The sequence below is a fragment of the Paenibacillus sp. FJAT-26967 genome, from assembly GCF_001541095.1.
Lineage (GTDB): Bacteria > Bacillota > Bacilli > Paenibacillales > NBRC-103111 > Paenibacillus_F.
Map to the genome: position 1 here is coordinate 497,113 of NZ_LMXH01000001.1, position 26,352 is coordinate 523,464.

General features: G+C 53.2%; 25 protein-coding genes and 1 tRNA gene. 18 read left to right on the plus strand and 8 right to left on the minus strand.

Features of this window, described 5'->3' with window-relative positions; translation table 11 throughout:
• The first annotated feature begins 143 nt into the window (after positions 1-143).
• From AR333_RS02350 to AR333_RS02360, 3 genes are read left to right on the plus strand one after another with little or no spacing between them, the layout of a single operon-like run.
• Positions 144-1,268 (plus strand): glycosyltransferase family 4 protein, encoded by a 1,125-nt coding sequence (locus AR333_RS02350; protein ID WP_068773737.1) that lies wholly within the window; start codon positions 144-146, stop codon positions 1,266-1,268.
• A gap of 43 nt (positions 1,269-1,311) precedes the next feature.
• A complete protein-coding gene (locus AR333_RS02355) occupies positions 1,312-2,730 on the plus strand; it encodes a DNA repair exonuclease (RefSeq protein ID WP_068773738.1) in 1,419 nt (472 codons plus the stop codon).
• Positions 2,727-6,140, plus strand: a complete 3,414-nt coding sequence (locus tag AR333_RS02360; RefSeq protein ID WP_068773739.1) for an AAA family ATPase — start codon at positions 2,727-2,729, stop codon at positions 6,138-6,140. The genes AR333_RS02355 and AR333_RS02360 overlap by 4 nt, the downstream gene beginning before the upstream one ends.
• 223 nt (positions 6,141-6,363) lie before the next feature.
• Here AR333_RS02360 and pfkB read toward each other — a convergent pair whose 3' ends face one another.
• Together pfkB and AR333_RS02370 are read right to left on the minus strand one after the other, a co-directional pair.
• The gene (gene pfkB / locus AR333_RS02365; protein WP_068773740.1) at positions 6,364-7,293 is read right to left on the minus strand and encodes a 1-phosphofructokinase; all 930 of its coding nucleotides are present in this window, start codon (positions 7,291-7,293) and stop codon (positions 6,364-6,366) included.
• Between the two features lie 26 nt (positions 7,294-7,319).
• Entirely contained in the window at positions 7,320-8,189 is an 870-nt protein-coding gene (locus AR333_RS02370; RefSeq protein WP_068773741.1) for a ketose-bisphosphate aldolase, read from the minus strand.
• Between the two features lie 91 nt (positions 8,190-8,280).
• Here AR333_RS02370 and AR333_RS02375 point away from each other — a divergent pair, with 91 nt between their 5' ends.
• Genes AR333_RS02375 through AR333_RS02385 form a run of 3 tightly spaced genes read left to right on the plus strand, consistent with a single transcriptional unit; the run spans position 8,281 to position 11,172 of the window.
• Positions 8,281-9,339, plus strand: a complete 1,059-nt coding sequence (locus AR333_RS02375) for an SIS domain-containing protein (protein ID WP_068773742.1) — start codon at positions 8,281-8,283, stop codon at positions 9,337-9,339.
• Positions 9,340-9,363: 24 nt separating this feature from the next.
• Positions 9,364-10,152: a DeoR/GlpR family DNA-binding transcription regulator gene (locus AR333_RS02380; protein ID WP_068773743.1), complete on the plus strand. Its 789-nt coding sequence runs from the start codon at positions 9,364-9,366 to the stop codon at positions 10,150-10,152.
• Between the two features lie 18 nt (positions 10,153-10,170).
• Positions 10,171-11,172 carry an ROK family protein gene (locus AR333_RS02385; RefSeq protein WP_068773744.1) on the plus strand — a complete coding sequence of 334 codons (1,002 nt, stop codon included), beginning with the start codon at positions 10,171-10,173 and terminating at the stop codon, positions 11,170-11,172.
• A 249-nt stretch (positions 11,173-11,421) separates the two neighbouring features.
• Here the strand turns inward: AR333_RS02385 and AR333_RS02395 are convergent, their stop codons facing one another.
• Complete coding sequence (locus tag AR333_RS02395) at positions 11,422-12,462, minus strand: hypothetical protein (protein ID WP_068773746.1); 1,041 nt, start codon at positions 12,460-12,462, stop codon at positions 11,422-11,424.
• A 104-nt stretch (positions 12,463-12,566) separates the two neighbouring features.
• Between AR333_RS02395 and AR333_RS02400 the strand changes: the two genes are divergently transcribed.
• Positions 12,567-13,178 carry a DedA family protein gene (locus tag AR333_RS02400; protein WP_068773747.1) on the plus strand — a complete coding sequence of 204 codons (612 nt, stop codon included), beginning with the start codon at positions 12,567-12,569 and terminating at the stop codon, positions 13,176-13,178.
• Between the two features lie 70 nt (positions 13,179-13,248).
• Here AR333_RS02400 and AR333_RS02405 read toward each other — a convergent pair whose 3' ends face one another.
• Positions 13,249-13,893: a hypothetical protein gene (locus AR333_RS02405; protein WP_068773748.1), complete on the minus strand. Its 645-nt coding sequence runs from the start codon at positions 13,891-13,893 to the stop codon at positions 13,249-13,251.
• 289 nt (positions 13,894-14,182) lie between these two features.
• On the opposite strand from AR333_RS02405, the gene AR333_RS02410 reads away from it, so the two are divergent.
• Both AR333_RS02410 and AR333_RS02415 read left to right on the plus strand, forming a co-directional pair.
• A complete protein-coding gene (locus AR333_RS02410; protein ID WP_068773749.1) occupies positions 14,183-14,758 on the plus strand; it encodes a xanthine phosphoribosyltransferase in 576 nt (191 codons plus the stop codon).
• A 107-nt stretch (positions 14,759-14,865) separates the two neighbouring features.
• Entirely contained in the window at positions 14,866-15,192 is a 327-nt protein-coding gene (locus AR333_RS02415) for a hypothetical protein (protein ID WP_068773750.1), read from the plus strand.
• 329 nt (positions 15,193-15,521) lie between these two features.
• Here AR333_RS02415 and AR333_RS02420 read toward each other — a convergent pair whose 3' ends face one another.
• On the minus strand, positions 15,522-15,839 hold the full coding sequence (locus AR333_RS02420) for a hypothetical protein (protein ID WP_068773751.1): 318 nt from the start codon (positions 15,837-15,839) through the stop codon (positions 15,522-15,524).
• A 262-nt stretch (positions 15,840-16,101) separates the two neighbouring features.
• Here AR333_RS02420 and AR333_RS02425 point away from each other — a divergent pair, with 262 nt between their 5' ends.
• The 7 genes from AR333_RS02425 to AR333_RS02450 all read left to right on the plus strand — a co-directional run bounded on the left by AR333_RS02425 (position 16,102) and on the right by AR333_RS02450 (position 19,983).
• Positions 16,102-16,344: a hypothetical protein gene (locus AR333_RS02425; protein WP_068773752.1), complete on the plus strand. Its 243-nt coding sequence runs from the start codon at positions 16,102-16,104 to the stop codon at positions 16,342-16,344.
• A gap of 4 nt (positions 16,345-16,348) precedes the next feature.
• Positions 16,349-17,143 carry an adenosylcobinamide amidohydrolase gene (locus AR333_RS02430; protein WP_253735698.1) on the plus strand — a complete coding sequence of 265 codons (795 nt, stop codon included), beginning with the start codon at positions 16,349-16,351 and terminating at the stop codon, positions 17,141-17,143.
• A gap of 173 nt (positions 17,144-17,316) precedes the next feature.
• A complete protein-coding gene (locus AR333_RS24490) occupies positions 17,317-17,688 on the plus strand; it encodes a hypothetical protein (protein ID WP_156430810.1) in 372 nt (123 codons plus the stop codon).
• Positions 17,618-18,310, plus strand: coding sequence for a membrane protein insertase YidC (locus AR333_RS02435; RefSeq protein WP_068775095.1), 693 nt, complete (start codon positions 17,618-17,620; stop codon positions 18,308-18,310). Before AR333_RS24490 ends, AR333_RS02435 begins: the two co-directional genes overlap by 71 nt.
• Positions 18,311-18,609: 299 nt before the next feature.
• A tRNA-Leu gene (locus tag AR333_RS02440) sits at positions 18,610-18,693 on the plus strand.
• A 198-nt stretch (positions 18,694-18,891) separates the two neighbouring features.
• A complete protein-coding gene (locus AR333_RS02445) occupies positions 18,892-19,545 on the plus strand; it encodes a Bax inhibitor-1/YccA family protein (RefSeq protein ID WP_068773754.1) in 654 nt (217 codons plus the stop codon).
• A gap of 237 nt (positions 19,546-19,782) precedes the next feature.
• Positions 19,783-19,983, plus strand: a complete 201-nt coding sequence (locus AR333_RS02450; RefSeq protein ID WP_068773755.1) for a YqzE family protein — start codon at positions 19,783-19,785, stop codon at positions 19,981-19,983.
• A gap of 94 nt (positions 19,984-20,077) precedes the next feature.
• Here the strand turns inward: AR333_RS02450 and AR333_RS02455 are convergent, their stop codons facing one another.
• The 3 genes from AR333_RS02455 to AR333_RS02465 all read right to left on the minus strand — a co-directional run bounded on the left by AR333_RS02455 (position 20,078) and on the right by AR333_RS02465 (position 24,119).
• A complete protein-coding gene (locus AR333_RS02455; protein WP_068773756.1) occupies positions 20,078-21,070 on the minus strand; it encodes a hypothetical protein in 993 nt (330 codons plus the stop codon).
• A gap of 114 nt (positions 21,071-21,184) precedes the next feature.
• Positions 21,185-22,339, minus strand: a complete 1,155-nt coding sequence (locus AR333_RS02460) for a YqhG family protein (protein ID WP_068773757.1) — start codon at positions 22,337-22,339, stop codon at positions 21,185-21,187.
• Positions 22,320-24,119, minus strand: a complete 1,800-nt coding sequence (locus AR333_RS02465) for a DEAD/DEAH box helicase (RefSeq protein WP_068773758.1) — start codon at positions 24,117-24,119, stop codon at positions 22,320-22,322. Before AR333_RS02465 ends, AR333_RS02460 begins: the two co-directional genes overlap by 20 nt.
• A 275-nt stretch (positions 24,120-24,394) precedes the next feature.
• Here AR333_RS02465 and AR333_RS02470 point away from each other — a divergent pair, with 275 nt between their 5' ends.
• Positions 24,395-25,237, plus strand: a complete 843-nt coding sequence (locus AR333_RS02470) for a biotin/lipoate A/B protein ligase family protein (protein WP_068773759.1) — start codon at positions 24,395-24,397, stop codon at positions 25,235-25,237.
• Positions 25,238-25,347: 110 nt separating this feature from the next.
• Entirely contained in the window at positions 25,348-26,169 is an 822-nt protein-coding gene (locus AR333_RS02475) for an aminoglycoside N(3)-acetyltransferase (RefSeq protein WP_068773760.1), read from the plus strand.
• Positions 26,170-26,352 lie beyond the last annotated feature (183 nt).

A 26,352-nucleotide genomic window follows, 5' to 3' on the forward strand; every position in this document is an offset into this window, starting at 1 on the left:
CGTTGATAAGTCTATACGTTCAGCAGATGGTGTTCCCTTTTCTATTGATCCTGCAGCAGGTACAATAAGAAGAGGTCCAGCGTATCATGATAGAAGCTACAGCTGCACAGAAAAGGCCGCAATAGGAGCAGGAGTGTGCATCAATGAATATTTTGCAAGCGTTATTTTTTCCTCCGGACCAGCCGGGCGGAGTTTCTTCCATGGTTCCTTATACGACGGAAAAATTCAATAAAAGAGGCTGGGAGATGGAATTGTTCTCGCTCCCTAAGCGTGTAAGAGGCAAAGGGACAGAGCCGGTGGGCTTTACGACTTTCGACTTGTCCCGTTACGGAGAAAATCCAATTATCGATAAATATGTACAAACTTATAAAGACTACATCTGGTGGACAAAGCTCCGTATCCGCAAAAAATATGATCTTATTCATGCCCATCATCCGATTGCCGCATTGGCTATGAAGGAAGTTTTTCCGGATACGCCGGTAATTGTGACCATCCACTCCAGTTATGAGCGCGAGCTTCTCCTCAACGGAAAAATCGCAGATGGAGGACCGGAACAGCTCTTCTTAACCTCTATTTATGGAGAACTGGAGTCCAAGCTGGATCAAATTCTGACCGTCTCGAATTCGTTTAAGCAGTACATAAGTGAGTTCATTCAAGATCCCGAACGGGTAGGCGTAATTCCGAACGGCTACGACGAGAAGCGTTTTCGTCCTATTTCTCATGAGAACGAGGTCGCGCAGCTCATTACGGTCTGCCGTCTCGTACCGGCCAAAGGACTGGAGACCCTTCTGGAGGCGTGCGCCAAATTAAAGGAACGCGGTCATCCGTTCGTTCTGCATATTATCGGGGACGGCCCGTCGCGTACAGAGCTGGAGGAGCTGGCCCGGGAATTGAATTTATATGAGGAGATCATTTTCTACGGGTATATGCTGCATCCGGAGGAGTTCATGCCTTTCTTCGACATCTTCGTGCTTCCTTCAAAAGCGGAGGCATTCGGCTCCGTATTCGCTGAAGCGGCCCTGTGCCTGCTTGCGCTCGTCGGGACAAATGTTGGCGGAATTGCCGAACAGATCGAGAACGGACGCAACGGGCTGTTAGTGGAGCCGGGAGATGCGGTCGGACTCAGCATTGCCCTGGAGAAGGTGGTTGTCGATCCGTCTTACCGGTACCAGCTGGCAAGAGCTGCATCCGATAAGGCGCGCAAATCGTATTCACTCAACCGAGTGATGCGGCAGCTGCGCAGTGTATACGAGAGGTATGAACAATGAGAGTACCGTCATCATGCATTCCTCCGAAAGGGGAGGGGAAGGAATGAAACCGCTAAAATTTATGCATGCGGCCGACCTACATTTGGACAGTGCATTCAAAGGCATGCATACCGTTCCAGGTCCGATTCGTGAAGTGATTCGTGAATCGACTTTTACTGCGCTTGGCAGGCTTGTACGTCTGGCAATTCTGGAGAATGTCGATTTCGTAGTCTTTAGTGGCGATATCTACGACACCGCGGACCGCTCGCTGCGTGCCCAGCTGCGTTTTCGCAGTGCATTGGCGGAGCTGGACAAGGCGGGCATTCCGTCCTTTGTTATCCACGGGAATCATGATCCGGCAGATGGACGGGCAGCCCGGCTTGATTGGCCTTCATCGGTTCATGTGTATGCTGCCGGCGGAACTGTGGAGACGGTGCCGGTATTCAAAGAAGATCGCGGCACGATTGCCCACGTACATGGCATCTCTTATCCGACAGCTGCCGTCCTGGATAACTATGCGCTGAGATTCAACGGCAAGGACACTTCGGTGTACCAGATTGCTTTACTTCATACGAATGTAGACGGGAATCCGGGCTTTGATAATTATGCGCCCTGCAGCAGGCAGGATCTTCTCGGCAGAGGAATCGATTATTGGGCACTGGGCCATATCCACACAAGAGAAGTGCTGAATGAGCGGCCTCTGGCTGTATATCCCGGTAACATTCAAGGACGCAGTATACGGGAATGCGGGGAACGGGGCTGTTATATCGTTCGTGTCGATGAACACGGCTGCACCCAACTGGCCTTTCATACGCTGGATGCTGTCCGGTGGGAACAGGCTGTTTTTTCCATTGAGGGGATAACAACCGAACAGGAGCTCCATGAGGGTCTTCATGGCCTGCTGGACGAGCTTCGGGCCGGGGCCGGAGGCAGGCCTGTAATTGTGAGGCTTACATTGACCGGACGGGGACCTTTGCATTTGCGGCTTCAGAGCGGAAGTACGCTTACGGATCTAGTGCGTGAGCTCAGGGATAGTGAAGCGATTAAATATGGGGCGGGCTCTCTCAGCACGGGTTCGGACCGTGAACAGGAGCAGTCCGGCTATTCGGAGGATAAATACCGGGAGGGGTATGGGGCCGGCGAGACATCTTCTGTTCGCAGAGGGAACGGGCAGGAGAGTCACCCGCCCTTTGTCTGGGTGGAGTCCATAGAATCCCATACGGGACAAGATCTGGATCTGGATCAGCTGCTGGCAGAAGAAAGCTTCATGGGCGATCTTCTCCGGCTGACCGAAGAATTGGCAGGGGATGAAAAGAAGCTGGAAGCCTTTGCGGCGGAAGCACTTCATCCGCTGATGTCACAGCCGGGAGCGGCGAAGCTCTTCGGCGGCAGAGCGGCAGAGGATGAACTTCAAGAATGGCTGCGCGCTGCGCGAGAGCTGGCTCTCGATCTGCTGGTGGCTGGCGGGGGGCGGGAGCGATGATCATTACAGAGATTCGTATCCGAGGATTCGGTGCGCTGCACGAGCGGGTGTATCGTTTGCATCCGCAGGTGAATGTTCTGTACGGGCCCAATGAAGCGGGGAAAAGTACGCTGCTCGGTTTTATCCGGGCAGTCCTCTTCGGCTTTCCTACGAGAGCTCAGGCAGCCGAAAGATATGAGCCTGAGGGAGGGGGACCTCACGGCGGATCTCTCGTGCTCGAAGATGAGATGGGACGGAGCATTCTGGTGGAAAGATACGCCGAATCCGGCGGTCCGGGGCGTTCTCCCGCTGCCGGGAGCGTGAAGGTTACGCTATTCGACGGTACGAGCGGCGGGGAAGAATTGCTTCGCGGCCTGCTTGGGGGCTTGTCCGTCGAACTGTTCCGCAGCCTGTTTGCCTTCGGTCTGGGAGAGCTGCAGGAGCTCAGGACGCTGCAGAGTGACGAAATCGGAGGATACCTGTACGGAGCAGGCTTCGGAGTCAGCGGAAGCACGGTTGTGGAAGCTGAGCGTAAGCTCTCGGCCCGTGCAGATACGGTCTATAAGCCGCGGGGACGCAACCAGGAACTTAACCGGAGCATACGCGCTTACGAGGAGCTTCGTGCCGGCAGACTCCGCACCCGGGATGAAATCGCCCGGTACGAAGAGGCGCTAGAAGAAATGCGCGGGCTTGAGAACCGGCTGGAGAGTACGGAGCGGGAGCGCAGGGAGGTCTTGGTTCAACTGGATTGGATGAGCCGATGTCTGCATGCCTATGAACCGTGGCAGAAATTGCGCCTGGCAGTTGAAGAAATGGACGGATTGCCGGAGATTCCGGACTTTCCCGTCGAGGCGGTAACGCGTTACGAAACGCTTCGGCAGGAGCTGGATGCACTGGAAGACGGCCAGAGAACACAGCAGGAGAGAATGCGGGAATTCAGCAGGCGTATGCAGAGCTTGCAGGCCGTTCCGGAACTGCTGGAAGGGGCCGCCGAGCTCAGTTCCCTGCAGGAAGGAGCCGCCGAATACCGTGCAGGTCTGCGCGCGGTGATTGAGCTGGAGACAGAAAGGAATCACCACCGCAGCGAGCTGGAGGCTCTATTGCGGGAACTGGACGAAGACTGGACTGAGGCCGACCTGCGGAACTTCCCGGTGTCCGTTGGAATGAAGGAAGAGATCCGTGCGTCCAAAGAAGCTTTTGGGAAGTGGGACGGGGAGCGCCGACTTCTTGACGCGGAACGAAGCCGCCTGTTTAACAGGCGGGAAGATCTCGGCCGCGAGCTGGCGGACAAGCAGCTTGAATGGAGTGAGTGGCTGAGGCTTTCAGGTCTGCGAGAAGAGAATCCGGGAGCAAGAACCGCGGAAGAGGCGGCTCTTCTCCGCAGAATGGCGGCAGATTATGCGCAGTGGAAGCTGCTGCAGGGGGAAGCGGAGCAAAGGTTCCGGATACGCGAGGAAGAGAATCGGCGGGAGGAAGAGCTCCGGAGACTCTCCGCAGAGCGCAGCAGCGAATCGGCCTCCCTGCAGCGCCGTTTTACTTCGGCAGCAGCAGCGATGACGGTACTTCTGCCGGCAGCGATGGTGCTGCTGGGGCAATATGCCGCAGCAGCAGTGATCTTTGCTCTGCTCGCAGCCGCTACTATCTGGCTGCTGCGGGGCCGGAAGAAACCGCAAGAACGGGGTGCTGAACGCTCGGATGGAACTGCCGAGGCGGCACACGCGTCCCGGCGGCCGCGAAGAGGCGTGAACAAGCTCCGCTCTGATGCAGAGCTTTCCCGGCTGAGCAGTTCTACCCGTTATACGGATGAGGCTGCGTCTGCGGCAGATGAGGCAGCGCAGATCCATATTGCCGCTCTGCAGTCCCGGCTTCAGGAAGCACTCGGCCTCTTGCTCGGCTCCCGGAGCAGAGGCTCGGCGGCCGGACAAGAGGCGGCAGCGGGCTATTCCCGGATGGAAGCGGCCGGGTCGGCTGATGGACATAATCAGCCTGCCGCTGCTACGTCAGTGCCCGCCGCGAGAGAAGCTGCCCTTCCATCCTGGACCGATACCCGCCGCTGGCTCCAGACAGAGCTGGAGAGCTGGCAGACGGGCACAGACTTATGGGCCCAGAACCGGGCCGAAATGGAGCGCCGCCGCGCCAAGCTCGAGGATCTCAAGCAGGAGCTGCAGGCAGCTCAGCGTCAAGAGACTCTGCTGGCGGAGCGCAGCCGGGAGCTCGAGGAACGCGCTTCCGCCGACCAGGAGCGGTGGAGCCGCTGGCTGCTTGAGCGGAAGCTGAGGCCGCATCTGTCCCCGGAAGCGGCGTTTGACTCGCTGCAACTGATCAGCCGCGGTCACGATCTGCAGCAGCGGATTACCGCTCATTCCGCCAAGCTGGCAGCGCTGAAGCAAGCGGCAGCGGCTTTCGAGGAGCGGGCAAGGCGGCTCCTTGGCGAAGCCGGGGCTGCCGATCCGCTGCTCGGCCTCAAGCGCCGTGCCGAGCAGATGGCGGAGCAGCGGGAGCTGATCGCTGAGCGTGAGCGCTTGGCCGCTCAGGCGGCGGAGGCTGCGCGGCTCGAGACGGCTGCGGCCGAGCAGGCGCAGCGGGTCCGCGGGCGCTTGCAATCGCTGCTGCGCGAGGCACATGCGGACGGCGAAGAAGCGCTTCGCCGGGAAGCTGTGCGTCAGACGCGCAGGGCGGAGCTGGCCGCGGAGGCTAAGCTGCTCGCCGGTGCGGTGGATGCGCATGCCGGTGCAGCAAGCCGAGCGCAGCTAAGCGAAGCGCTGTCCGCTGCCGATAGGGACAGCCTGGCGGCAAGCGAGGCGGAGCTGTCCGCACGGGCGGCTGCGCTGGAGGCGGAGGGCAACACCCTGCGGGACCGCCGCGGACGGCTTGCAGGCGAGCTCGAGAAGCTGGAAGGCGGCGGCGAGCAGGCCTTCCATCTCCAGCGCTGTGAGGAGCAGCTTGCGGAAGTCCGTGAGCTTGGCGGCAGGTATGCCGTGCTGGCTCTGGCTTCGCTGCTTGTGAAGCGGACACGCGAACGCTGCGAGAGCGAGCGCCAGCCGGGCGTGCTGCAGCGCGCGTCCGCGAGCTTCGCCGAGATGACCGGCGGCCGCTTCATCCGTGTGACGGCACCCCTCGGACAGCAGAAACTGTATGCGGTGCGGGCGGACGGGCGGCAGGTGGACACGGGCAAGCTGAGCCGTGGCACGGCGGAGCAGCTGTACTTGGCTATGCGCTTTGCGCTGGTCGGGGAGTTTGCAGGTAAAGTGGTTTTGCCGCTTGTGTTCGATGATATTTTCGTAAATTTTGACCGTCAGCGCATGGAGGGAGCCCTTCGATTATTGGAAGGGATGAGCGCGGGACGCCAAATTCTTCTTTTTACCTGTCATGAGCATGTTTGCGAATCCGCAGTAAGCACTTCACCGGCTGCGCATGTCATCCAACTATAAACGCTTCATAAAAGCCGCATAAAAGTCCGGAAGTTTACCAAATTGTTTTTAAAATCAGATCAATTCTTGATCAATACTTCTATGAGTGACTCGTAACTCAGCCCAATGAGACAGCAAAAACCTTCCGTTCACCGCATGCGCGGGACCGGAAGGTTTTTGTTTTTTCTTCTATTCCTATATGGATCAAATTCTATATGGATCGAACAGGGGAAACGTCTATGATCTAATAGTCGGTGACACGGATCTCGCGGTACAGCCGCTCGACCTCTTCCATCGTCACAGCGCCTGCCTGAGCGTGCAAGGCGTTGGCGCTCCCGCATGCGGCACCGAAGCGGACCATATCGGCATCGCCGTACCCTCTGCGGATCGCGGTAACCATGCCCGCCACCATGGCATCCCCGCTGCCGACAGGGTTAACGGCGGCGACTGGCGGCAGCTGCACACGCCGCAGATGGCCGTCGCTGCCTGCCAGTGCCCCCCGGCCGCCGAGCGAGACGATGACATGGCGGATACCCAGGCCCATAAGTTGGCGGAGGCAGACGGCTAGGTCATCGTCGGAGGAAGCGGCCCTGCCGAGCAGCCGCTCGATCTCGTGCTCATTAGGCTTGATGAGCAGCGGCCTTGCCTCCAGGCCGGCAGCCAGCGCATCTCCGCTCGCATCGAGCACGGCTGACGCACCTGCATGCTGCGCCAGCCGGATGAGCTCTGCGTACAAATCCGCAGGGCATCCCGCCGGCAGACTGCCGGAAAAGCATACGTGCGTAGAGGCGGCCGCCAGCGAAGCAATCTTGGACTTCAGCTCCTCCAGATTAGGAAGCGGAATCTCAGGTCCGGGCTCCAGCAGTTCCGTCTGCGTACCGTTCTGGGCATCGAGTACGGTCAGACACAGTCTGGATTCACCCGGAACTTCGATGAAATCATGCCCGATACCTTCCGCATCCAGACCCTGGCGGATGAATTGCCCGTTAAATCCCGCGGCAAAGCCCGCAGCGGTTACAGGCTCACCCAGAGTGCGAGCCACCCGGGCGACATTCACCCCTTTGCCGCCCGCTACGGCAATCATTTGACCGATCCGTAAGACGCGGTTCATCTCGAAAGAGGATACCGTGTAAGTTTTATCGATGGCGGCGTTGAGCGTTACGGTCGTTATCATGACAACAGCATCTCCTGTCTTGGCGGCTAGCGGAAATCTTTGGCGCGGCCAACGCAGCCTGTCAGATGCATTTTGGCCTGCGCCAGTTCTTTTACAGCTGCTTTGGCCGGAACCATGTATTTGCGCGGATCGTTTTCTTCCGGATTTGCATCGAATACGGCCTTAATGGCATTTGAGAAAGCAATGCGAAGTTCGGTAGCGACATTCATTTTGGCCATCCCCAGTGCGACACAGCGCTTGACCTGATCGGCAGGAATGCCGGAACCGCCATGAAGGACGAGCGGGAGATCGACTTTGGCGAAAATTTGTTCCAGCTTGCCGAAAGCAATGTTCGGCTCCCCTTTGTAAATGCCGTGAGCGGTACCGATTGCCGGAGCGAGAGTAGGGACGCCGGTGAGCTCTGCGAACTTCACGCATTCGTCCGGATCGGCAAGCAGCGCGTCTTCGTCCGCGACTACGATATCGTCCTCGACGCCGCCTACTTTGCCTAGCTCCGCTTCTACGTTAACGCCTGCTGCGGCAGCTACTTTAACGACTTCTTGTGTGCGGCGGACATTTTCTTCGAATGGATGCATGGATGCATCAATCATAACGGAAGTATAACCTTCACGGATACATTGGATAAGCAGATTATAATCGGTACAGTGATCCAGATGAAGCGCGATGGGGACGGTAGAACGTTTGGCTGCTGTAGCGGCGGCGGCAACGATATAGTCGGGCCCGAGATGTTTTACGGTACCAACCGTAGTTTGCAGAATGAGCGGTGCCTGCAGTTCCTCGGCCGCATCGACGACGGCCTGGAGCATTTCAAGAGTATGTACATTAAAAGCCGTAATACCGTAGCCGTTCTTGCGGGCAGTTTGAAGCATAGCTGTAGATGAAATTAAATGAGACATTTTTGAAAACCTCCTCCTACAAAATGATTGAAACGATCAAAAAAATGATTTATACTGTCATTATGTTGATTATAAGGGAGGAAAATAGAAGATGTCAAACGAGAATGTTCCAATTACTTATAAAGAAATCAGTGCTCAAGCGGAGGCTATAAAGGCCGCCTGGGAGCAGCTTCAGAAGCAACCGGACTGGGTGAACCGTTATATAGGTAATGAGAAATACGATGAGGTTGTATTTATCGGATCGGGTTCTTCCTACTATCAATCGATCACCATGGCGGCTACATTCCGCAAATGGACGGGACGCAGTGCTTCCGCCCAGCCTTCTTCCGATATCTTCCTTATCCGGGATTCCACTCTTGCCAGAGGGAAGCAGATCCTGATTGTCGGCGTATCCCGCTCCGGGGAGTCCCATGAAGTTATTCTTGCTCTGGAATCTGTAAAAGGTGTATCTCACATAGATACATGCGGAATAACCGCACATGAAACGAGCAAGATGTTCGGCATGACGGAATGTCTGTTGTCGCCGCTCGGCAAGGAGAAGAGCACCGTGATGAGTAAATCGCTCAGCTCGATGACGTTCATGATGCAGGCCGCAATCGCGATGGCATCCGGTCAGGACGCATACTTACAAGAGCTTCAAACTGTGTTAGAATTAGACGAAGAACTGGTCAAAGCCTCGGATACCATCATCAAAGAATGGGTAGCGGCACATGATTGTAACAAGACGATCTATCTCGGCCTGGGCGCACTCGGCGGTCTTGCTCTTGAAGCTTGTCTCAAGCTGAAGGAAATGACCTACACATGGACAGAAGCGTACGGTACCCTGGAATTCCGTCACGGTCCCAAGTCGATCGTGGATTCCGGTACGCTTGTCTGCCTGCTGCTTTCCGAATCCACACGTGAATACGAGCTGAAAGTAGCCCGTGAGATGAAAGAATACGGGGCACAGGTCCTGCTTATCACCGCGAAGTGCGGAGATGATACGGATTTTGCGGATCTGGTTATTGAAGTCGGCGGCGCGGAAATCAGCGATGAAGCCCGCAGTGTGCTTTATTTGCCTGCCGTTCAATACAACGGGTATTACAGCGCCATGAAACTGGGCCTTAACCCGGATGATCCGCGCAACCTGACCCAGTTCGTCCAAATTTAACTTGTGTGACGGAGTGACAGCAGAATGAATGAAGCAACTTCTTCCAAGGGAGATCTCAGGCGCCAGCAGATTATGCAGCTGCTTAAGCAGCAGGGGCGGATCACGATTCAGGAGATCATCGAGCAATTTCAGTGCTCGGAAGCGACTGCAAGACGTGATTTGGACCTGCTGGAGAAGAAAGGCGATATCGTCCGTACCATTGGCGGTGCCCTCTTTGAAGGGTTATCCGCGGTACGGGAGACTTCATTCGCCGAGAAGAAGCAGCAACTATGGCTGGAGAAGGAAGCGATTGCACGGCGGGCAGCCGGTTTAATCGAGGAAGGCGACAGCGTCTGTCTGACCGGCGGAACGACGACCTTCCTGATTGCCCGCGAATTGAAGTGGCGGCAAGGGATTACAGTCGTTACGAACGCCGTGAATATCGCGATGGAGCTGTCCGACAGCGAGGGCCTTCAGGTCGTCGTCGTAGGCGGCGTCATGCGCAGCAAAACCTTTGAGCTGAGCGGTCCGCTGGCTGAGAAGACAATCGAGCATCTCAATATTGAGAAGCTGTTTCTCGGTGTAGACGGGGTGTCGGCGGACAAGGGGATTACGACCTTCTCCGAGCTGGAAGCACAGACAGCCCGCCTGTTAATGAGCCGCGCCCAGCATACGATTGCAGTGTTTGACCATACCAAGGTTGGCAAAACCTCCTTGTTTTCCATTGCCCCGATAGCGGATGTGCATGTTTGTGTCACAGATGCCCCGCTGGGGACTGACATGGAGAAGGTTCTGAAGCAGCACGGCATTACCACTTTGTATGCGGATGCATAAGGGAAAGGACGGACGGGTATGAGCTTTTTCGTCGGTGTAGATCTTGGAGGAACGAATATAGTATGCGGGCTGCTGGACCAAGAATTCAATTTACTCGCCAAGAGCAAGCAGCCTACAGAGGCGGCAAACGGCAGCGATTTTGTCCTGGAGAGAATCGCGGTTATGATTGAAGATCTTCTGCGTGAACAGAATATTGACCGGGGGCAGCTTGGCGCAGTGGGTCTGGGCACGCCTGGTTTTATTGACCCGGTGCGGGGAGTATGCACCTTTGCAAGCAACTTGCGCTGGAACAATGTGCCGGTTTCCGACATACTGGGAGCCAGGCTCGGCGTTCCGGTATTTATTGATAATGATGTCCGCATGTACATATTCGGTGAAGCCATGAAAGGCCCAGGACAGGGCTATGCGAACGTACTCGGCATTACGCTCGGTACGGGGATGGCAGCTGCCCTGGTTAATGAAGGGCAGCTCTACTACGGCGGCGGTTTTATGGCCGGCGAGATCGGGCACATCATTGTCGGCGACGCAGAGAACACACCATGCGGCTGCGGACTGGTCGGCTGCTTGGAGACGGTTGCCTCGGCAACCGGCCTCGCCCGGCAGGCGAGGGAGGCACTTGCCGCCGGACGCGCGAGCGTGCTTGGCGAGTGGTTCCCGGGAGCGGAAGCCGCGAACGTTACGGCGGCTGACGTCTCACGGGCCTATGACGAGGGTGACGCCCTCGCCATCGAGATCATGAACCATACGGGCAAGCTGCTCGGCAGAGGCCTGTCCTATGCCGTCACTTTGTACAGCCCGGATGCGCTTATCATCGGCGGTGGTGCTTCGCTCGCTGGCGAGCGGCTGCTGGGGCCGATGCGTGAAGAGCTCCGGAAGTCCGTCTACCACGGCTACTGGGACCGCCTCACGATTCACCCCGGCGCACTCATCGATGACGGCGGCGTGATCGGCAGTGCGGCATTCGCAGCAAGCCGGGCAGCTCTGCAGCAGGTTGAGAGCATCCGTTCTGAAGAAGCATAAGCAGGCGATTGCTATTATTTATACAGGGGTATTCCCTGTTTGGAACTTAATGAAGAGGAAAGACCTTTCCGTTCAGCGAAAGCTACGGAAAGGTCTTTTTATGATGAAAAAAGCAGATATTTGTATCCGGACAGAAACTTCTGCAGGTAAGAAGTCGTCTTATATAGAAGATAGACTCAGGAATTTTTTTCAAATACAGATTGCATTGGAGCCGGGGAGTCGACTAGTATTAATACAGTCGCTGCTTGTTTAAACGGAACGATTTTTCCACATCATCATACCGAGCCAGACCGAGCATACTACGCCGAACAGCGGGTAGAGGAAGGTCAGTAGTGATTTGAAGCCGATGAGGCTGACAACGTAACTTAAACCGAGCAGGGCCGGCAGGACAATTCGGATGCTAAGTCCCGTTCGCTGCTGTACCTGCAGAGTAAGGCCATATACATTGCCCAAATAAGTCGTGAAGATTTCACCATATATAACGAGCAGATAGATGAAGGGAATCAGTGTTCCGAGCCCGGTCATGATGCCGGCCATCGGTATTTCGAATTGTCCGATTCCGGGCATCTGCGCACTGAGTGCATAATGAGCCGCCAGCAGAAGCAGTCCGATCATGAGTCCGCCTGTAATACCGCCCCGGATGAGCACTTTACGGTCCCGGATTTGGGAGCCGAGCGGAACTAGTACGGCTTGTGCGGTTGCCAGGTTGAATCCGGTATACAAGAGGGGTGCCATCCAGACACGGATCGGGGAATAATCGGTCTTGATCGCGAGCCATGCCCCGGCTGTAGGAAGCGTAGACGTGTATATAACGAGAATCAGACTGAAAAGGATCATGACAGGCACCACAATCGTATTGACCGTCATTATGGCGCCGATGCCCCGTGAAATCACGATGTAAGACAAGCATAAGGTCACGAGCAGTCCGCTTTGAAAAGACATCGACAAATGCTCGGAGAATACGGATCCGCCGCCGGCTAGCATGACGGAAGAGATCCCGAATAGAATGACCATAGTAAACAAAGAGATCCATTTGCCGGCTTTTGGCCCGAATAGAACTTTGTTCAAATCTTCGTAGGATTCGGCCTGAACATCATTTGCCATCAGCATCAGTTTGATCCCGAGCCATACGAACAACAGACTTGCCAGCGCGATAGTGAGGGCGGCCGTCGTACCGTAGCGGGTAAAAAATTGAAGGATTTCCTGGCCGGAGGCAAAGCCGGCACCCACAATAGTGCCCACATAAGTAAATGCCACCTGTGCGGTTTGCGCCCATGGTTTCAAAGCCATGAATCCCCCCTTTGTATCTTTATAGTACAAGGTATGTTCAAGAAGGGACGGGCATGACAGCAATTTGAATCGTACGGGTGTTATCCCGTTAGGAGTGTTATGGAGTGAAAGAAACGGTTTTTGAGCTGATATCTGCTTATGGATATCCGGCTCTTTATGCACTGCTTGCAGCCGGCATTATCGGACTGCCGGTTCCGGATGAGACGCTGATGACATTTATCGGATCCCTCACCTTGGAGAATGGTCCCTTATCCTTTACATACTCTTGGATCGTTTCTTATATGGGGACGATGACGGGGATGATGATTTCCTATACGGTGGGCAAACGTCTCGGCAAACCTTTCCTATATAAAGTGAGCCGCTGGATACGTTTAAAGCCGGATAAGCTGGAACGGGCCGAGAAGTGGTTTCACAAGCATGGCATGTGGGCGATTTTCTTCGGTTATTTCGTTCCGGGATTGAGGCACCTTACTTGCTATTATGCGGGTGTTAGCGGAATTCCGCTTCTGCGTTATGTTTTATTTGCAGGATCAGGGGCACTGGTTTGGTGTACGGTTTTCCTCTCGCTGGGCCATTTTATCGGGGAAAATTTTGAAGTCGTGCTGCAGGCTCTCCACAAGTACCTGGGCATTACGGTTACGGTACTTGTTATCGTGGGTGCCTTGTGCTTTCTGATTTACTATATCCTGCGCAAGAAAGCGAAGAAAACGGAATAAAGCGAGATTTGATATAAAAGACAGACATAGAAAAACCGTGCTGGCTGCAGCACGGTTTTCTGTGTTCGGGTTAACTGGCCGGAAACAGTTTGATCGATTTGATCGTCCCGCTTCCAGGATCTACATCCAGTTTGAGAATCGTATTCAGCGCTTTGTACGCAAGGACGTAATCGGTCCGGTTATCCGGTTTCCCGAGTACGTTCAAGGCCTCCCCGATAGTGTCGCCAAGCTGGAGTCCATTCAGGCCCGGATCAATATCAGGAGAGAGAACCTGAACGAATTCGAGCCGGTCGAATACGTTGAATCCGATGGAGAAATCCGGATACTCGTAGACGGTTACAGCCTGCGGGTCCTCATCCATAATGAATGTATTCCGGGCTTTCCCGAAGAGATTCAATACTTCTTCTTTGGGAGTACCCAGTGTCGCCCCCATTAAAGTGGGTTTTGAAACACGGTAAGCCTTGTCCGGGGATACTTGCGGTTTCTCCTTGACGATATCCGAAGGTTCTTGCCCGTTAGAGGAGACAGCTGCCGAACGATCGGGAACCGGTGTGGCCGGTGCAGGTTTATTCGTATTCGAAGTTACTGCCGGAGGAGCAGCAGCGCCGGATTGGTCTTTACTTTGCAGGTTATGTACAGTCTCACAGCCTGTCGCAGCGGGCAGGATGGCGATCGCAAAGCCGATCAGCACGATTCTGTGGAGTTGTTTCTTCATTGCAATCGTTCCTTTCCTACTGTCGCCAAATACGTAAAAAGCGACAATCCTTATCATAAGCTTTATGGTCTATGGAGACAACATCAATTTACGATCAGAATAGAATGCAGTATACATTTAAGACAAGTCTCTATGAACATGAAACGGCCTAAATTAAGATCTTACTATATAAGACTGGTATAGGGGTCAAAAAGTTTCCGCTCTCGTGCAGGAATGCTGCAAAATGGGACTTGAAACCTATGTTTGGCTTGTGGTACGTTTACACATATTCAAAGGTGGAGGAGAAGCAATGGAACTGTTGAAAGAGCGTATTATAGAAGCAGGAAGTGTCGTTTCCGACCAAGTCGTTAAATTGGACGCCATCTTGAATCATCAAGTTGACCCGGCATTAATCGTAGAAATGGGCAAGGAATTTGCCCGACGTTTTGTTGAGAGTGCCCCGACTAAAATTTTGACCATAGAGTCTTCAGGAATCCCGCTTGCTTTTGCTGTAGCTAACGAGCTCGGTGTTCCATTTGTATTTGCCAGACGCAAAAAGTCCGTGACCATGGATGAGAATATGTATTGTGAAAGGGTCCCGTCCTTTACGAAAGGGATCGTGACCGACATTATGGTGTCTTCTCAATATATAACCTCCAATGATCGTATCCTAATCATTGACGATATTATCGCCAATGGCGATGCAGCCCGCGGTTTGATCAGGATTGTAGAGCGTTCGGGTGCGGTATTGACCGGGGTAGGCATTGCTGTCGAGAAAGCATTTCAGGCAGGTGGACGCTCCATCCGGGAGCAGGGTATCCGTACCGAGTCTCTGGTCACGATCACGTCCTTGGAGAACGGAACAATTCATTTTGCCGACTGCTAAAAAAATGCCGTACAATTTATGAAAACATTTTCATTCTGCGTCAATGCTTTCCTGTAGCGGGTATATTCGATATAATAGAGTTACGTAACTGGAGAGGAGGGATCGCTATGGAAAACGGGCCAATTCCGGCTGAGTACTTGCTGGAGAAGCTTTCCGAAGCGAAGAACCATTTCGAACGCGCCCTGGACTGCAAACATACTGAATTTGATGATTTGTACCCGTATATGATTGAGCATCCGCAATTTTTCTGGTATAAACGTTATGTCGCATGGTCTGAACTCCTCACTGTCGTCAAGTTCTCAATGGAACTGTCGGTTGAATGGGAATCTCAGTTTACTGTGCAGCAGGTGGAATATATCAAGAAACGTGTGATGTCAAGCAAAGTGCTCGACGACTGGTTTGAAAACACCGATTCAAAAGAACACGTTAGTTAGCAGGCAGGAATGAACTTAAATAAGACCTGGGGGACCACTCCCTCAGGTCTTTTGTTATTATAAGCCAAATTGTTTAAAGTTCTTATCGCGATCAAACAATTCCAGTAAATTCACGAGAGGAGCAAGGCTTCAATCGCTAAAACACGACGGTATACCAGACGCCGGCAAAGAAGGGCAGTCCGAGCACACTTAGAACACCGTGTGTAAGCAGACTAACGAACAGCAAGGCAATACCGATCCGTTTAATCGAAAAGAATCCGCCGCTAATGTGTTATCGGAAGCTTATTCCGGGCTGGGATAAAAAAACGACCGCTCAGGCGGCCGTTCCATTATTGAAGCACATTCATTTTCTCAATATGCTGGCGTGTCTCCTCGGTGCCTAAATTGTACAAGGTCTGGTAAATTTCTTTCAGCTCGTAATCATACTCATCGTTTTCTTTATCCTTGTGATATTCCTTAAAAGGCAGCAGAGCCCGGAAATGTGTTTTATTGTCGGACTCTTCCAGTACCTCGAACAGTTCCGCAAGCTTGTCGATTTCTTCACTCGTTGCACGGATTTCAAAATCAAAGTTGATTTCTCCCGGTTCATCCACGATTTCTCCGGCACCTACGCTGACATAAAACGTTTTTTTGTCATCTACAGCCATTAGGCCTCGCTCCCTTCCTATGTATAAAGATTTCGTTTCAACTTTCCATAGTTCGTTTCATTTATCAGGATTGCCCAAGTATTTTCGATCTAAAACAGAGGCAAGCCGCATTTTTCATTACCCTATGCCAGGATATGGTGAATCAGTGTAAGACAGATCCTAATAAGAGAACTTGGCGTTGCGGGCAGTTTTAGGTATGCTAGGAGAGAAGTCTGGTGGAATAACCGCTATAATGCAGATCGACTAAGGAGGCAGCCTGTTTATGATTAGTGACGAGCAGTTGGATCAATACCGGGTAGAAGGCACCTTGCTTAGAATTGTCAGGGATGCCGACCCCCGTAATGATATACGCGGTTACATAGTAGCCTGGAGCGAAAAGAAGGTAATTGTGCGCAAGAGAACACGTAAAGTAGTTGAATTGGACCGCAGCTATGTGTATCAGCCGTATATTGAAGCGCGGCCGCCGGAGTTCACGCTGCCCAAGGAAGAGGATGGGGAGGACTAGAGAATTGGCGATCGTTAAGCAAGATTCAGCAGAGGTGTTCCATTATGTCTCCGAGCCTGCGGCTGCACTTACAGAGACACTCCGAAGCGGAGAGGGAGACTGTTATTTACTTCTCGAATCGGAGCAGCCTCTAAGAACGCTGAGCTCTGCCCCGTGGGGCGGGGGGTTCGGATTGCACAGAAGGCTGATTAACCGTCAAGTGGATAAATCCTACATGTGTGAGGATCCGCTGGCCGAAATGGATGATTTTCTGAACCGCTCCGAAATAGAGCCGGCCGGGACGGCCTGTCTGCTGACATCGGTACATATGAATGGCATAGGACGCTGTCATATGCGATGGAACGAGACAGGTCCCGCCCGGGCAGAGGCAGCTTACGAGGCGGGCCCAAGCGGAGACATCGCCGTCAGCGTCTGGGTGACTGTCGGTTACAGCAATAAAGCACGCGCCGGACGCGTACTGGCTCCGGCGGCGTTATTTCCCGGTACGATCAACGTAATTGTGGTGATCGAGGGTAAACTTACGGACGCCGCCATGGTCAATGCGGTGATCACCGCGACGGAAGCCAAGGCTGCGGCTCTCCAGGATCTTGGCGTGGCGATGGAGGATGGATCGGCCGCGACCGGCACGACGACCGATGCGGTGCTGATCGCCGCCACGCAGAGCGGCCGTGCCCATCTCTACGCGGGCACGGCGACACTGCTCGGCCATATGATCGGCCGTGCGGTATACGAAGCGGCGATGGACTCCGGCCGCATCTACGCGCAAGTGCTCGCGGGCCTCGGATCAGGCGAGGCCTAGTACGTTAGAAGCGGCGAACGAATCTGCCGCTTCTAGCTATCTCCTGCTTCTATCATTACTAAAAGCAGCTCCCCCGGTGGGGAGCTGCTTTTCTATTGAAGCTTTCTTCTGATGAAACCGGAACAAGTATCTGCCCGTATAGATAACTTATTGAGATGAAAGGAGGGATCGCGGTGATGGACTGGAGCCTGGATTTGCCTATGCTGATATTAGCGCTTGGTTTCACTTGCTGGTGGCTGAGTGAATGGTTCTATACGGCTCCGCCCATGCCTGCTTACGGCGTAACTCCGCTGATCCGGACTCCTTATTCGAGCATTCCGGCCGTGCTGCGTACAGTCGGCAGCCGCAGCAGCCTTATACGAAGGAAGATCCCTTCCAGGCAAAGCGACGAAAATGATGATGAAACAGATTCCTCCCATGTTGACGGATATCGTGCACCACGTCATTCCATCACATATTCTGGGAGGAACTCGTATGACATTCTTACAACCGGTCGTCTCTATTCTAGACGGCGTAATGAAGATTTTATATTCATTCACCCATGATTGGGGACTCAGCATTGTCGTGCTGACACTCCTTATACGCAGCTTGTTATTCAAGCTGAATCTCAGCAGCGCACGGCAGCAGGTCAGAAGCTCCAAAGTGCAGCCGATCCTCCGGGATCTCCGCACTCGTTACGCTTCCGATCCGGCCAAACTCATCCAGAAGATGACTGAGCTTAATACCAAGTACGGTATCAAACCCTTCATGCCTTTTGCAGCCGCTCTGATCCAAATGCCTATTTTTATGAGTCTGTACCCGTATTTCACGATGCATGGAGCCGGAATGACGAGCCTGATCGTTCCTTGGATGCAGTCGCTGGGTATTTCGGACCCATCCCATCTGCTGCCTTATCTATATGGTCTGTTGAGCTGGATCGGACTAAGTATTCCTCTCCTGCCGGAACAGGCCGCTTCACAACCGTTTCTTCTGAGAATGGGTTTGCCTCTTCTTGTTGTCGCCATCTCGATGGCTGTTATGTGGCGCTCACCGGCAGCTCTCGTTCTATACTGGAGTGTGAATGGCGCTGTGACCCTCATGGAGCGGATCTGGTACAGGACTCCTGCCGGTCGTAAGCTTTTGTATCGTGGAGTGACGGGTGATCATCCTGACTCCGGTCATGAATGAGGACGACGGATTATACTAAGAACAGTTGGGCGAAAAGGATTGGCAGTGAATGGAGTCGCAGTGAGGTCCCAAGAGAACGATCGGCTGATCCTAGTTAGCAATGAAAACATGTCAATTCCCGAGGCTGATCTCTGCTCATACCCGAGGCTGATCTCTGCTCATATATGTAACTGTGCGGGGCTTCGGCCCCGGGAGTTTCTTATTAATACGGGTCATGGTCTCTTGGTGAGAAGGAAGTTCTATTTATATTGACAAAGGTAGGGCTGCGTGATATATTTAATCTCGTTCTCAACATTCATGCGGACGTGGCGGAATTGGCAGACGCGCTAGATTCAGGTTCTAGTGGGGTAACAGCCGTGGAGGTTCGAGTCCTCTCGTCCGCATCATGCATGACGAAACCACTGCTACCGGACTGCCGGAGCGGTGGTTTTTTTGTATCCTTATTGTATGAAGTAAAAGGGGAATTGACTGTAACAATTTAATTGAATTTTGAAACGGATGCATGTCAGATACCGTATTAACATTTATAATAAAGAGAGATTTTGAATTCTGAAGTTATCTAAAGAGGAGTGTGTGTATACTTGGAAAGAACATTAACGTATTCACATCATGGATCACTATCACACATATTACGGATGTTCGCACTGTCATTGATGGTGTCATTCGTAGGTATGCTGGTTGGTATGATTATTGTACCGCCATCTCTTGTTCCGTTGTTCATAGTAGTTGAACTGGTTATGCTTGTTGCCGCTATCGTAATACGGATTAAAGGCAAGAACATCGGTTATGGCTTCTTGTTCACATTTACGGCTATTTCGGGCGTAACTCTCTACCCGGTAATTATGAGTTACGGCTCCGCTATCGGAGCGAATCTTGTGTCGGGTTCCTTCTTGGCTACGGCAGCGATCTTCGGAGGACTGTCTCTGTATGCGGCCCGTTCCAAACGTGATTTCAGCTTCCTGGGCGGGTTCCTGCTCGCATCGACAATCGGTTTGATTGTTGTCGGACTGGTCTCGATGTTCGTCAGCTTCGGTTCAGTAACCAATCTGGTCATTGCTTCCGCAGGTATCCTGATATTCAGCGGATGGGTACTCTATGATGTAGCCCAGTACCGTGACGGTGTTGAGCCTCAGGAAGTTCCGCTGGCCGCTCTGAACTTGTATTTGAACTTTATTAACTTGTTCTTGTACATCCTGCGTTTTGTCGCTTCCATTGTCGGTATCAGCCGTGACTAGAACGCGATAAGCAGCACACGAAGACCACTAAGATTGGGAAAGTCAGTCGCTTCTGGCGGCTGGCTTTTTGTGTTCATGTCATGGACCGTCATACTTGGCTATGATAGCGGCGATCCGCTTCCGCGCTTCCGATCCGTCCTCGCCCCAAAAGAGTGGTTTACTTAGTCCGATAGGGGAAAGAATAGGAGTAAGCAGTAGGATGGTTTAAAAAGCAGGAGCGGTAAAGGAGATGGGCTCGTGGCTAAAGGAAACGATCTCGTAAAGTATATTACGCAGCAAGTCGTCCAATATATCGATACACCCAAGCAGCAGAGGCAAGAAGCGAAGGTCCGGCATAAAGAAAGACGGGCAAGCTGGTCTGTGCGCTGGTTCGGTATGATTCCGATGTCAATAGCGATGTGGATCGGGAAAGTACGCAGAAGCCGTAAAGCGAAATAAGGTTATAAAAAAGAAGCTTCCATTCCCTGCAATCCGTTACCGGATCAGAAGGTATGGAAGCTTTTCTATGGGAAAGAGGAGGAGATACCAAAGGTTAGTGGAAAAATCGGCCCAGTGAGACGATATCTTCAAAAGCAAGATACCGGGTGCCCTCTTGACCTAAAGCGACATACGCGGTGTCGCCTGTCCAAATTGCTACACCCGTAACCGGAAGCGGGACTGTAAGCCGTCCACTGAAGCTTTCGGACACGAAAGTAAGGGGTTCCGCATTCAGGAACAGCTGCAAATCGCGGATGCTCCGAACAGGAAGAGAGTCGTTCTGAAGCCAGTTCAGACTGCTATAGGGATCAAAGGCCGGGAGCATCGAGGCAGATTCGGGCACTGATGATAAAGCGGCTCCACTTAGCTTGTGGTTAACAGCGGGATTATAATCGTTAAATGTCCGGATTTCTCCAGTTGCAGCATCAATGAGGATACTGTTTCCAGCGTCGGTGTTATCTATCTCCCACACCGCATGAAGACCATCCGTATAAAGCCTTGTCAGATCATGAGCGGCTAAGCTCAGCCATGTATGGTAGGTCATAGAGGTATCGATAAGTTCATGCTGCACCAGAGAGCGGTACAGCGTTCCTGTACTGAACAGGGGATGATCTCCCGTTCCGTATTCGGCGAGCTTGTAGGAACCGTCCTGAGCCGCCTGAATAATCATATAACCGACTTCACTGCCTCCCGCGGACAAGATCACGATCCAACCATGTGTACCAGGACCGAGCGGGGCGGAAGTCCATTGTGCGCGGCCCCAGGCTTCGAATCCTTTCTGTGAGGAAAGAGCTTCTTTCCAGCGCTGGATGTGCGTATGGAGCACTGAATTCGATTCTGGTACTGACGCGTGAATGGATGCCGCGGACCCCGGTGATATTTCAGGTTGAGTACTTCTGACGACCCGGCGGTTATCCGGTTGTGCATGCGCCGGTTCAGCCCCAGCTAAAGCGGACTGCTGTTCACCTTGAGAGAACGAAAGCGTACCGGCTGTAAACCAGACGGCGCCTGCCAGGAGTAAGGCCGCCCCTATTGCTGCTTGGTTCATCCTATCACCTGCCTGGCAATCATTCTTAAATATATTGTAAGGGACAAGCTTTGAAAAGTTTGTTAAAACGTGTAGCGGAGTGCATAGGAAGTTTTAGCGACTTTCGTCGCATCCTCACCTTCCGTCTGCTTTCAGATGAAATAATCCGCAGTTGATGACGGAAATGAGAACGCGGGGCCGATACTGCCAGTCCACTTCCGCTTGACGCGCCGAATACCGCGTCTCTATTTCTTCGCGGGCTTCCGGCTCTGCCGCCGCAAGCATCCCTTCATAATAAAGGCGGACAAGCTGATGTTCCTGCGCCAGTATGTCGTTAGCCCGGTCTGCCCAGCTGTGATCTGTGCGCCTGATCTTCTGTTCCAGATAGCTCTCCAGAGCGGAAGCGGCGCGGGAGAGTGTTAAATTATCGCCAAGCAGATGAATATTTGCCGGGAGCTTGGGAGCGAGCTGTTTAGTGAGCATATAGGGATGAAATTCCTCGCAGATGTCTCCTGTTGTCATATTAATAGCGAGAGAATGAATTTCGCTCCTTTTCATATCGCACGCAAATTCAACTTTGAAGTTCACATTCATCCATGTGCAATACGTTAACGGTATAGCCCTGTTGCGGAACTGACCGCTATTATCGTCTATGACTTCGAAAAGCCGTGTAAACCTGCCGCTGCCGAGGGCAGTCTGGAAAAGCTGCTGAAGTCTGCGGCTGCCGTACGTAACTTCGTCCCGGGGGACCCGGCCGATTGGCGGAGCAGGGGCCGTGCCGAAATAGCGGCCGAGGATACTGTCGGCCGAACGCACGGTGTCCTGCGCCAGTTCCGGCGCCGCGGGGCCGGGAGAGCCCCCGGGCGCAGATGCGCCGGCAGCGTAGCCGGGCTGGCCCGCAGCCGCAGGGCCAGGGGCGCTCCCGGGCGCCGATGTGCCGGCAGCGTAGCCGGGCTGGCCCGCAGCGGCAGGGCCAGGGGTGCCCCCGGGCGCAGATGCGCCGACAGCGTAGCCGGGCTGGCCTGCCGCCGCAGGGCCGCCCGGTGTTGGCCGCGCGGCGGCGGCTGCTGCGGCGTCGCCCTCGGGGTCGAACACGAAACGGTAGGTCATCGTTTCGGGCTCGACCCCTGTGCGTTCCACGAAGCTCCAATAGTAGGAGCGTCCGGTCAGCTCTTTGTCGGCCTCAGGTGATAAATTCACCGTAACGGCATGCTTGGTTTTTTCAATGATGCGGCAGTTGTAAGCTTCTAAAAAACGCATCACAAATCGCTCAACTTGGCCGGTATTCATGAGTCACCTCTACGTTCTGCCCGATTGCACTCAAGATAGAGCCTATTTTGGCTTTGCGCTCGTTATCCGGCTCCAGATCCTGCTGGATCGTCTGTAAAGAATCGCCGAGATGGTCGATCTGGCGGCGCATGTCTTCGTGTGAACGGGATTCCATCATCATCTTGAACAGGGAGGATTCTAACGAAGTCGATTTCTTCTCCAGCCTTTCGAGAATAGAGTCCAGCTCACCAATAACCAGCTCGAACATGTTGATTTTCTCATGCAGCAGACTCAGGATATGTTCTTCGATCGTATTGCGGGTGGACAGGTTGTAGATCCGGACATCATCGGTCTGACCCAGACGGTGCACCCGGCCGATTCGCTGCTCCACTCTCATCGGATTCCACGGCAGATCAAAATTGATCATATGATGGCAGAATTGAAGGTTAATTCCTTCGCCTCCCGCCTCAGTGGCAACAAGAACCTGAGCACGGGTGCGGAAAAGATCCATCATCCAGTCTTTTTTGCCCCGGTTCATCCCTCCGCGATAAGGTACCGCGCTGATTTTGTGCTCCTTCAAGTAATTCAGAAGATATTCCTGGGAAGCGCGGTACTCGGTGAAAATAATGACCTTGTCATTGATTTCGCGAATGAGCTTCATGGCAGTTTCCGCTTTCGTATTGGCGGTAATACTGCGGATCAGCTCAACCAGACTCCATATTTTCTCCCTCATGGGGGAGTTCTCGTCTGTTTTTTTAAACATATTCACGAGGGTAATAAAAACCGCATCACGGGAACTGCAAACTTCACGTTGCAGGGTAACGAGTGACAGCATCGAATTCGCTTCCCCGCGGGATTCTTCGTAACGTTTGCGAATAAAGTCGGTTACTCCGTCGTAGAGTGCCTGTTCTTCGGGTGAGAGCGTAAGCAGAATGTTCTTGACGATTCTTTTCTTAAACTCGACATTGCCGTCTCCGCGTCTGTTGCGGATCATGATCTTGGAGAGCTCCTGCTGAAGAATACCTTCGTTTTTGGGCATTCTTTTGCCCATCACAAAATTGGACTTGAAATTCGTCTGGCCGCCCAGTTGCCCCGGCTTGAGCAGATTAATGAGATTATACAGTTCCTTGAGATCGTTCTGAACCGGAGTAGCCGTGAGGAGCAGGCAATATTTTTTGCGGAGCTCGCCTACGAACTGATAATTGGTTGTCTTCTTGTTCTTGAGTTTGTGGGCCTCGTCAACGATCAGCATGTCATACTCCAGATCCAGTACGATTTCCCGGTGAGGATCCCGTTTGGCTGTGTCCATGGAAGCGACAATGACGTCGCATGTCTGCCACATGTAAGATTTTTTCTGGGCGGCGGCATTAATGCCGAATTTCTGGTTAAGCTCCCGGACCCACTGGAGAACGAGTGAAGCGGGAACAAGGATAAGTGCTTTGCGGACGAGCCCCCGAATCATATATTCTTTGAGAATAAGTCCGGCTTCGATGGTTTTTCCCAGACCCACTTCATCCGCGAGAATAGCACGGCCGCGCATATCGTAGAGCACTTTCTTGGCCGTTTCGATCTGGTGGGTCATCGGCTCAATTTGATTGACATGTTTGAGGCAGAGGAGCTCATCAAATTTGTGAATGAGATTGGATTGTTCCGCTTCATAGGCAAGCTGGTACAGCGTCCAGTTGTCCCAAGGACCGTTGCGAAGGACTCGCGACTCCCACTCCATGAACCATTCCCGATCCGTGTGCATGTTCAGCCCCTCATGAATCGGGCGGATGTGCTCCGTTCTCTCTTTATTCATCAGGCCTAGCCTCCTTCTCGAAAATGTGGGGCGTGGGTGTATCCGCGAATGTGTTTCAATAAGTGTTTATTTTAAGTTTTAAAAAACGGGGGGAAGGATCTTTTTTTCTAGTATGAACCAAAGAAGCCGGATTCATAATCATTCCTTTGCTAAGCTGTTTGGGAGAGTATTTTGCGGCCTCTTAAATGACCGTTCTCAAACGGATATGGTATGATTGAAGAAGATCGGAAGCTACGATACAGGCTTTATAAGCAGGGTGAGGAAGGAAGAAGAACATGACAGCATGGCGATATATACATACAGGAAGCTTGAGCGGTCCTGAGAACATGGCGATAGATGAAGCGATCCTTACCGCGCACAGCGAAGGTAAAGTGCCTCCTACGGTCCGTTTTTACGGCTGGGAGCCTGCAGCGCTTTCGATCGGTTATTTTCAAAAAGCGCAGAAAGAAATCGATCTGGCCCGGATTGCCGAGAAGGGGTTGGGTTTTGTACGCAGGCCTACCGGCGGAAGGGCTGTTCTGCACGATCAAGAGCTGACTTACAGTATCATTGTTGCTGAAAATTATCCGGGAATCCCGGCAAGTGTTACGGAAGCGTACCGTGTGTTAAGCGAAGGACTTCTACGGGGGTTCCGCAAACTGGGGCTTGCCGCTGAAATGGTGAACTTGGCTACGGAGGAAGAAAAGAAGAAGTATGAGTCAATGGGCTCTGCCGCGTGTTTTGACTCTCCTTCTTGGTATGAGCTGGTCGTTGAAGGCCGCAAAGTGGCGGGAAGCGCTCAGGTCAGACAGAAGAATGTAGTGCTGCAGCATGGGTCTATTCTGCTTGAACTGGACCCGGATCAGCTGTTTGATCTCCTGATTTTCTCTAACGAGCGGATCGCCGAGAGAATGAAAAACAGTTTTATCCAGAAAGCGGTAGCGATAAATGATCTGTGCAGAGGAGCGGGTCTGAAGCCGGTTCTGTTGAGTGACGTGGTCCAAGCTTTCCGGGCAGGGATAGCGGAAGGAATGAGTATAGAGCTGCTGGAAGGTGAACTGACACCTTATGAACGGGAGCTTGCGGAAGTCTTGGCGCGGGATAAATATGCTTCGGATGAGTGGAACCTGAAGCGTTAAGAAGCTGAGGCTTTGCCTTGTAAGAAGCGGTGCAGAAAGCTAATAAGAGCGAAAAAAGATAATAAACATAGAAGATTAATAGATCTGAAAGTAACAACGGGGTGAACAAAATGACTTTATCAGAACTTATCGCCCGTACAGGGGAGCGTCCATTGACGCAGCGGGTAATTGCCGGGGAGCTGCGGATGCTTGGCGTGCAGGAAGGCATGACTTTGCTGGTTCATTCTTCGCTCAGCTCCCTGGGCTGGGTAAACGGGGGCACGCAGGCGGTTATCGCTGCCCTGCAGCAAGTCTTGGGACCGACGGGCACGCTGATGATGCCTACTCATACCGGGGATTTATCCGACCCGGTCAACTGGTGCAATCCTCCGGTTCCCGAGGAGTGGTGGGATACGATCCGGGAAACCATGCCTGCTTATGATCCGTCAGCCACCCGTACGTTCGGAATGGGCGCACTGCCGGAAGCGTTCCGTGCTTATCCAGGAGTGCACAGGAGCGCCCATCCCCAGTTCTCGTTTGCAGCGTATGGACCGGAAGCGAAGCGGCTGACGGCAGGCCATGAGCTGCCTTACGGCCTGGGGGAACAATCTCCGCTTGCCCGGTTGTATGAGCTTGGAGGTTATGTGCTGTTATTAGGAGTGGATCATGACTCCAATACCTCCCTCCATTTAGCTGAATATCGCGGAGAATATTCAGGGAAGTGTGTAGCCTTATCGGGCGCGCCCGTAATTAACCGCGAAGGAGAGCGGGAGTGGGCGATATTCGAAGATGTAGCGATGGACTCGGAGGATTTCGTGCGGATCGGAGAGGGGTTTGAAGCTGCCTATGCAGACCTCGTGCAGCGCGGACAGATCGGGTTGGCGCCTACCCTGCTAACGCCGCAGCGTCCGATGGTGGACTATGCGGTGGAGTGGATGAAGCTTCACCGCTGAGAAACACCGGTAAGCGGTACTGAGTGCTGGATTTACGCTGTCAGACGAAGACAAAAAAAACCAGCCCCTGCTGCCTATGGGAAAGGGACTGACCCCGTAATGTGAGACAAAACAAAACACCTTCAAGAAAATGCTTCATGTCGTAAGATATGGAGGACAACTTTGGAGGTGTTTTTGCATTGG

Excerpts from the sequence above, each read along its gene's own strand:
- AR333_RS02425 (WP_068773752.1), top strand. The coding sequence starts at position 16,102 with ATGATTAGTGACGAGCAGTTGGATCAATACCGGGTAGAAGGCACCTTG.
- AR333_RS02405 (WP_068773748.1), bottom strand. The coding sequence starts at position 13,893 with ATGAAGAAACAACTCCACAGAATCGTGCTGATCGGCTTTGCGATCGCC.
- pfkB (WP_068773740.1), bottom strand. The coding sequence starts at position 7,293 with ATGATAACGACCGTAACGCTCAACGCCGCCATCGATAAAACTTACACG.
- AR333_RS02455 (WP_068773756.1), bottom strand. The coding sequence starts at position 21,070 with ATGAACCAAGCAGCAATAGGGGCGGCCTTACTCCTGGCAGGCGCCGTC.
- AR333_RS02375 (WP_068773742.1), top strand. The coding sequence starts at position 8,281 with ATGTCAAACGAGAATGTTCCAATTACTTATAAAGAAATCAGTGCTCAA.
- AR333_RS02435 (WP_068775095.1), top strand. The coding sequence starts at position 17,618 with ATGACATTCTTACAACCGGTCGTCTCTATTCTAGACGGCGTAATGAAG.
- AR333_RS02380 (WP_068773743.1), top strand. The coding sequence starts at position 9,364 with ATGAATGAAGCAACTTCTTCCAAGGGAGATCTCAGGCGCCAGCAGATT.
- AR333_RS02470 (WP_068773759.1), top strand. The coding sequence starts at position 24,395 with ATGACAGCATGGCGATATATACATACAGGAAGCTTGAGCGGTCCTGAG.
- AR333_RS02395 (WP_068773746.1), bottom strand. The coding sequence starts at position 12,462 with ATGGCTTTGAAACCATGGGCGCAAACCGCACAGGTGGCATTTACTTAT.
- AR333_RS02475 (WP_068773760.1), top strand. The coding sequence starts at position 25,348 with ATGACTTTATCAGAACTTATCGCCCGTACAGGGGAGCGTCCATTGACG.
- AR333_RS02415 (WP_068773750.1), top strand. The coding sequence starts at position 14,866 with ATGGAAAACGGGCCAATTCCGGCTGAGTACTTGCTGGAGAAGCTTTCC.
- AR333_RS02385 (WP_068773744.1), top strand. The coding sequence starts at position 10,171 with ATGAGCTTTTTCGTCGGTGTAGATCTTGGAGGAACGAATATAGTATGC.
- AR333_RS02465 (WP_068773758.1), bottom strand. The coding sequence starts at position 24,119 with ATGAATAAAGAGAGAACGGAGCACATCCGCCCGATTCATGAGGGGCTG.
- AR333_RS02370 (WP_068773741.1), bottom strand. The coding sequence starts at position 8,189 with ATGTCTCATTTAATTTCATCTACAGCTATGCTTCAAACTGCCCGCAAG.
- AR333_RS02350 (WP_068773737.1), top strand. The coding sequence starts at position 144 with ATGAATATTTTGCAAGCGTTATTTTTTCCTCCGGACCAGCCGGGCGGA.
- AR333_RS02420 (WP_068773751.1), bottom strand. The coding sequence starts at position 15,839 with ATGGCTGTAGATGACAAAAAAACGTTTTATGTCAGCGTAGGTGCCGGA.
- AR333_RS02360 (WP_068773739.1), top strand. The coding sequence starts at position 2,727 with ATGATCATTACAGAGATTCGTATCCGAGGATTCGGTGCGCTGCACGAG.
- AR333_RS02460 (WP_068773757.1), bottom strand. The coding sequence starts at position 22,339 with ATGAATACCGGCCAAGTTGAGCGATTTGTGATGCGTTTTTTAGAAGCT.
- AR333_RS02410 (WP_068773749.1), top strand. The coding sequence starts at position 14,183 with ATGGAACTGTTGAAAGAGCGTATTATAGAAGCAGGAAGTGTCGTTTCC.
- AR333_RS02355 (WP_068773738.1), top strand. The coding sequence starts at position 1,312 with ATGAAACCGCTAAAATTTATGCATGCGGCCGACCTACATTTGGACAGT.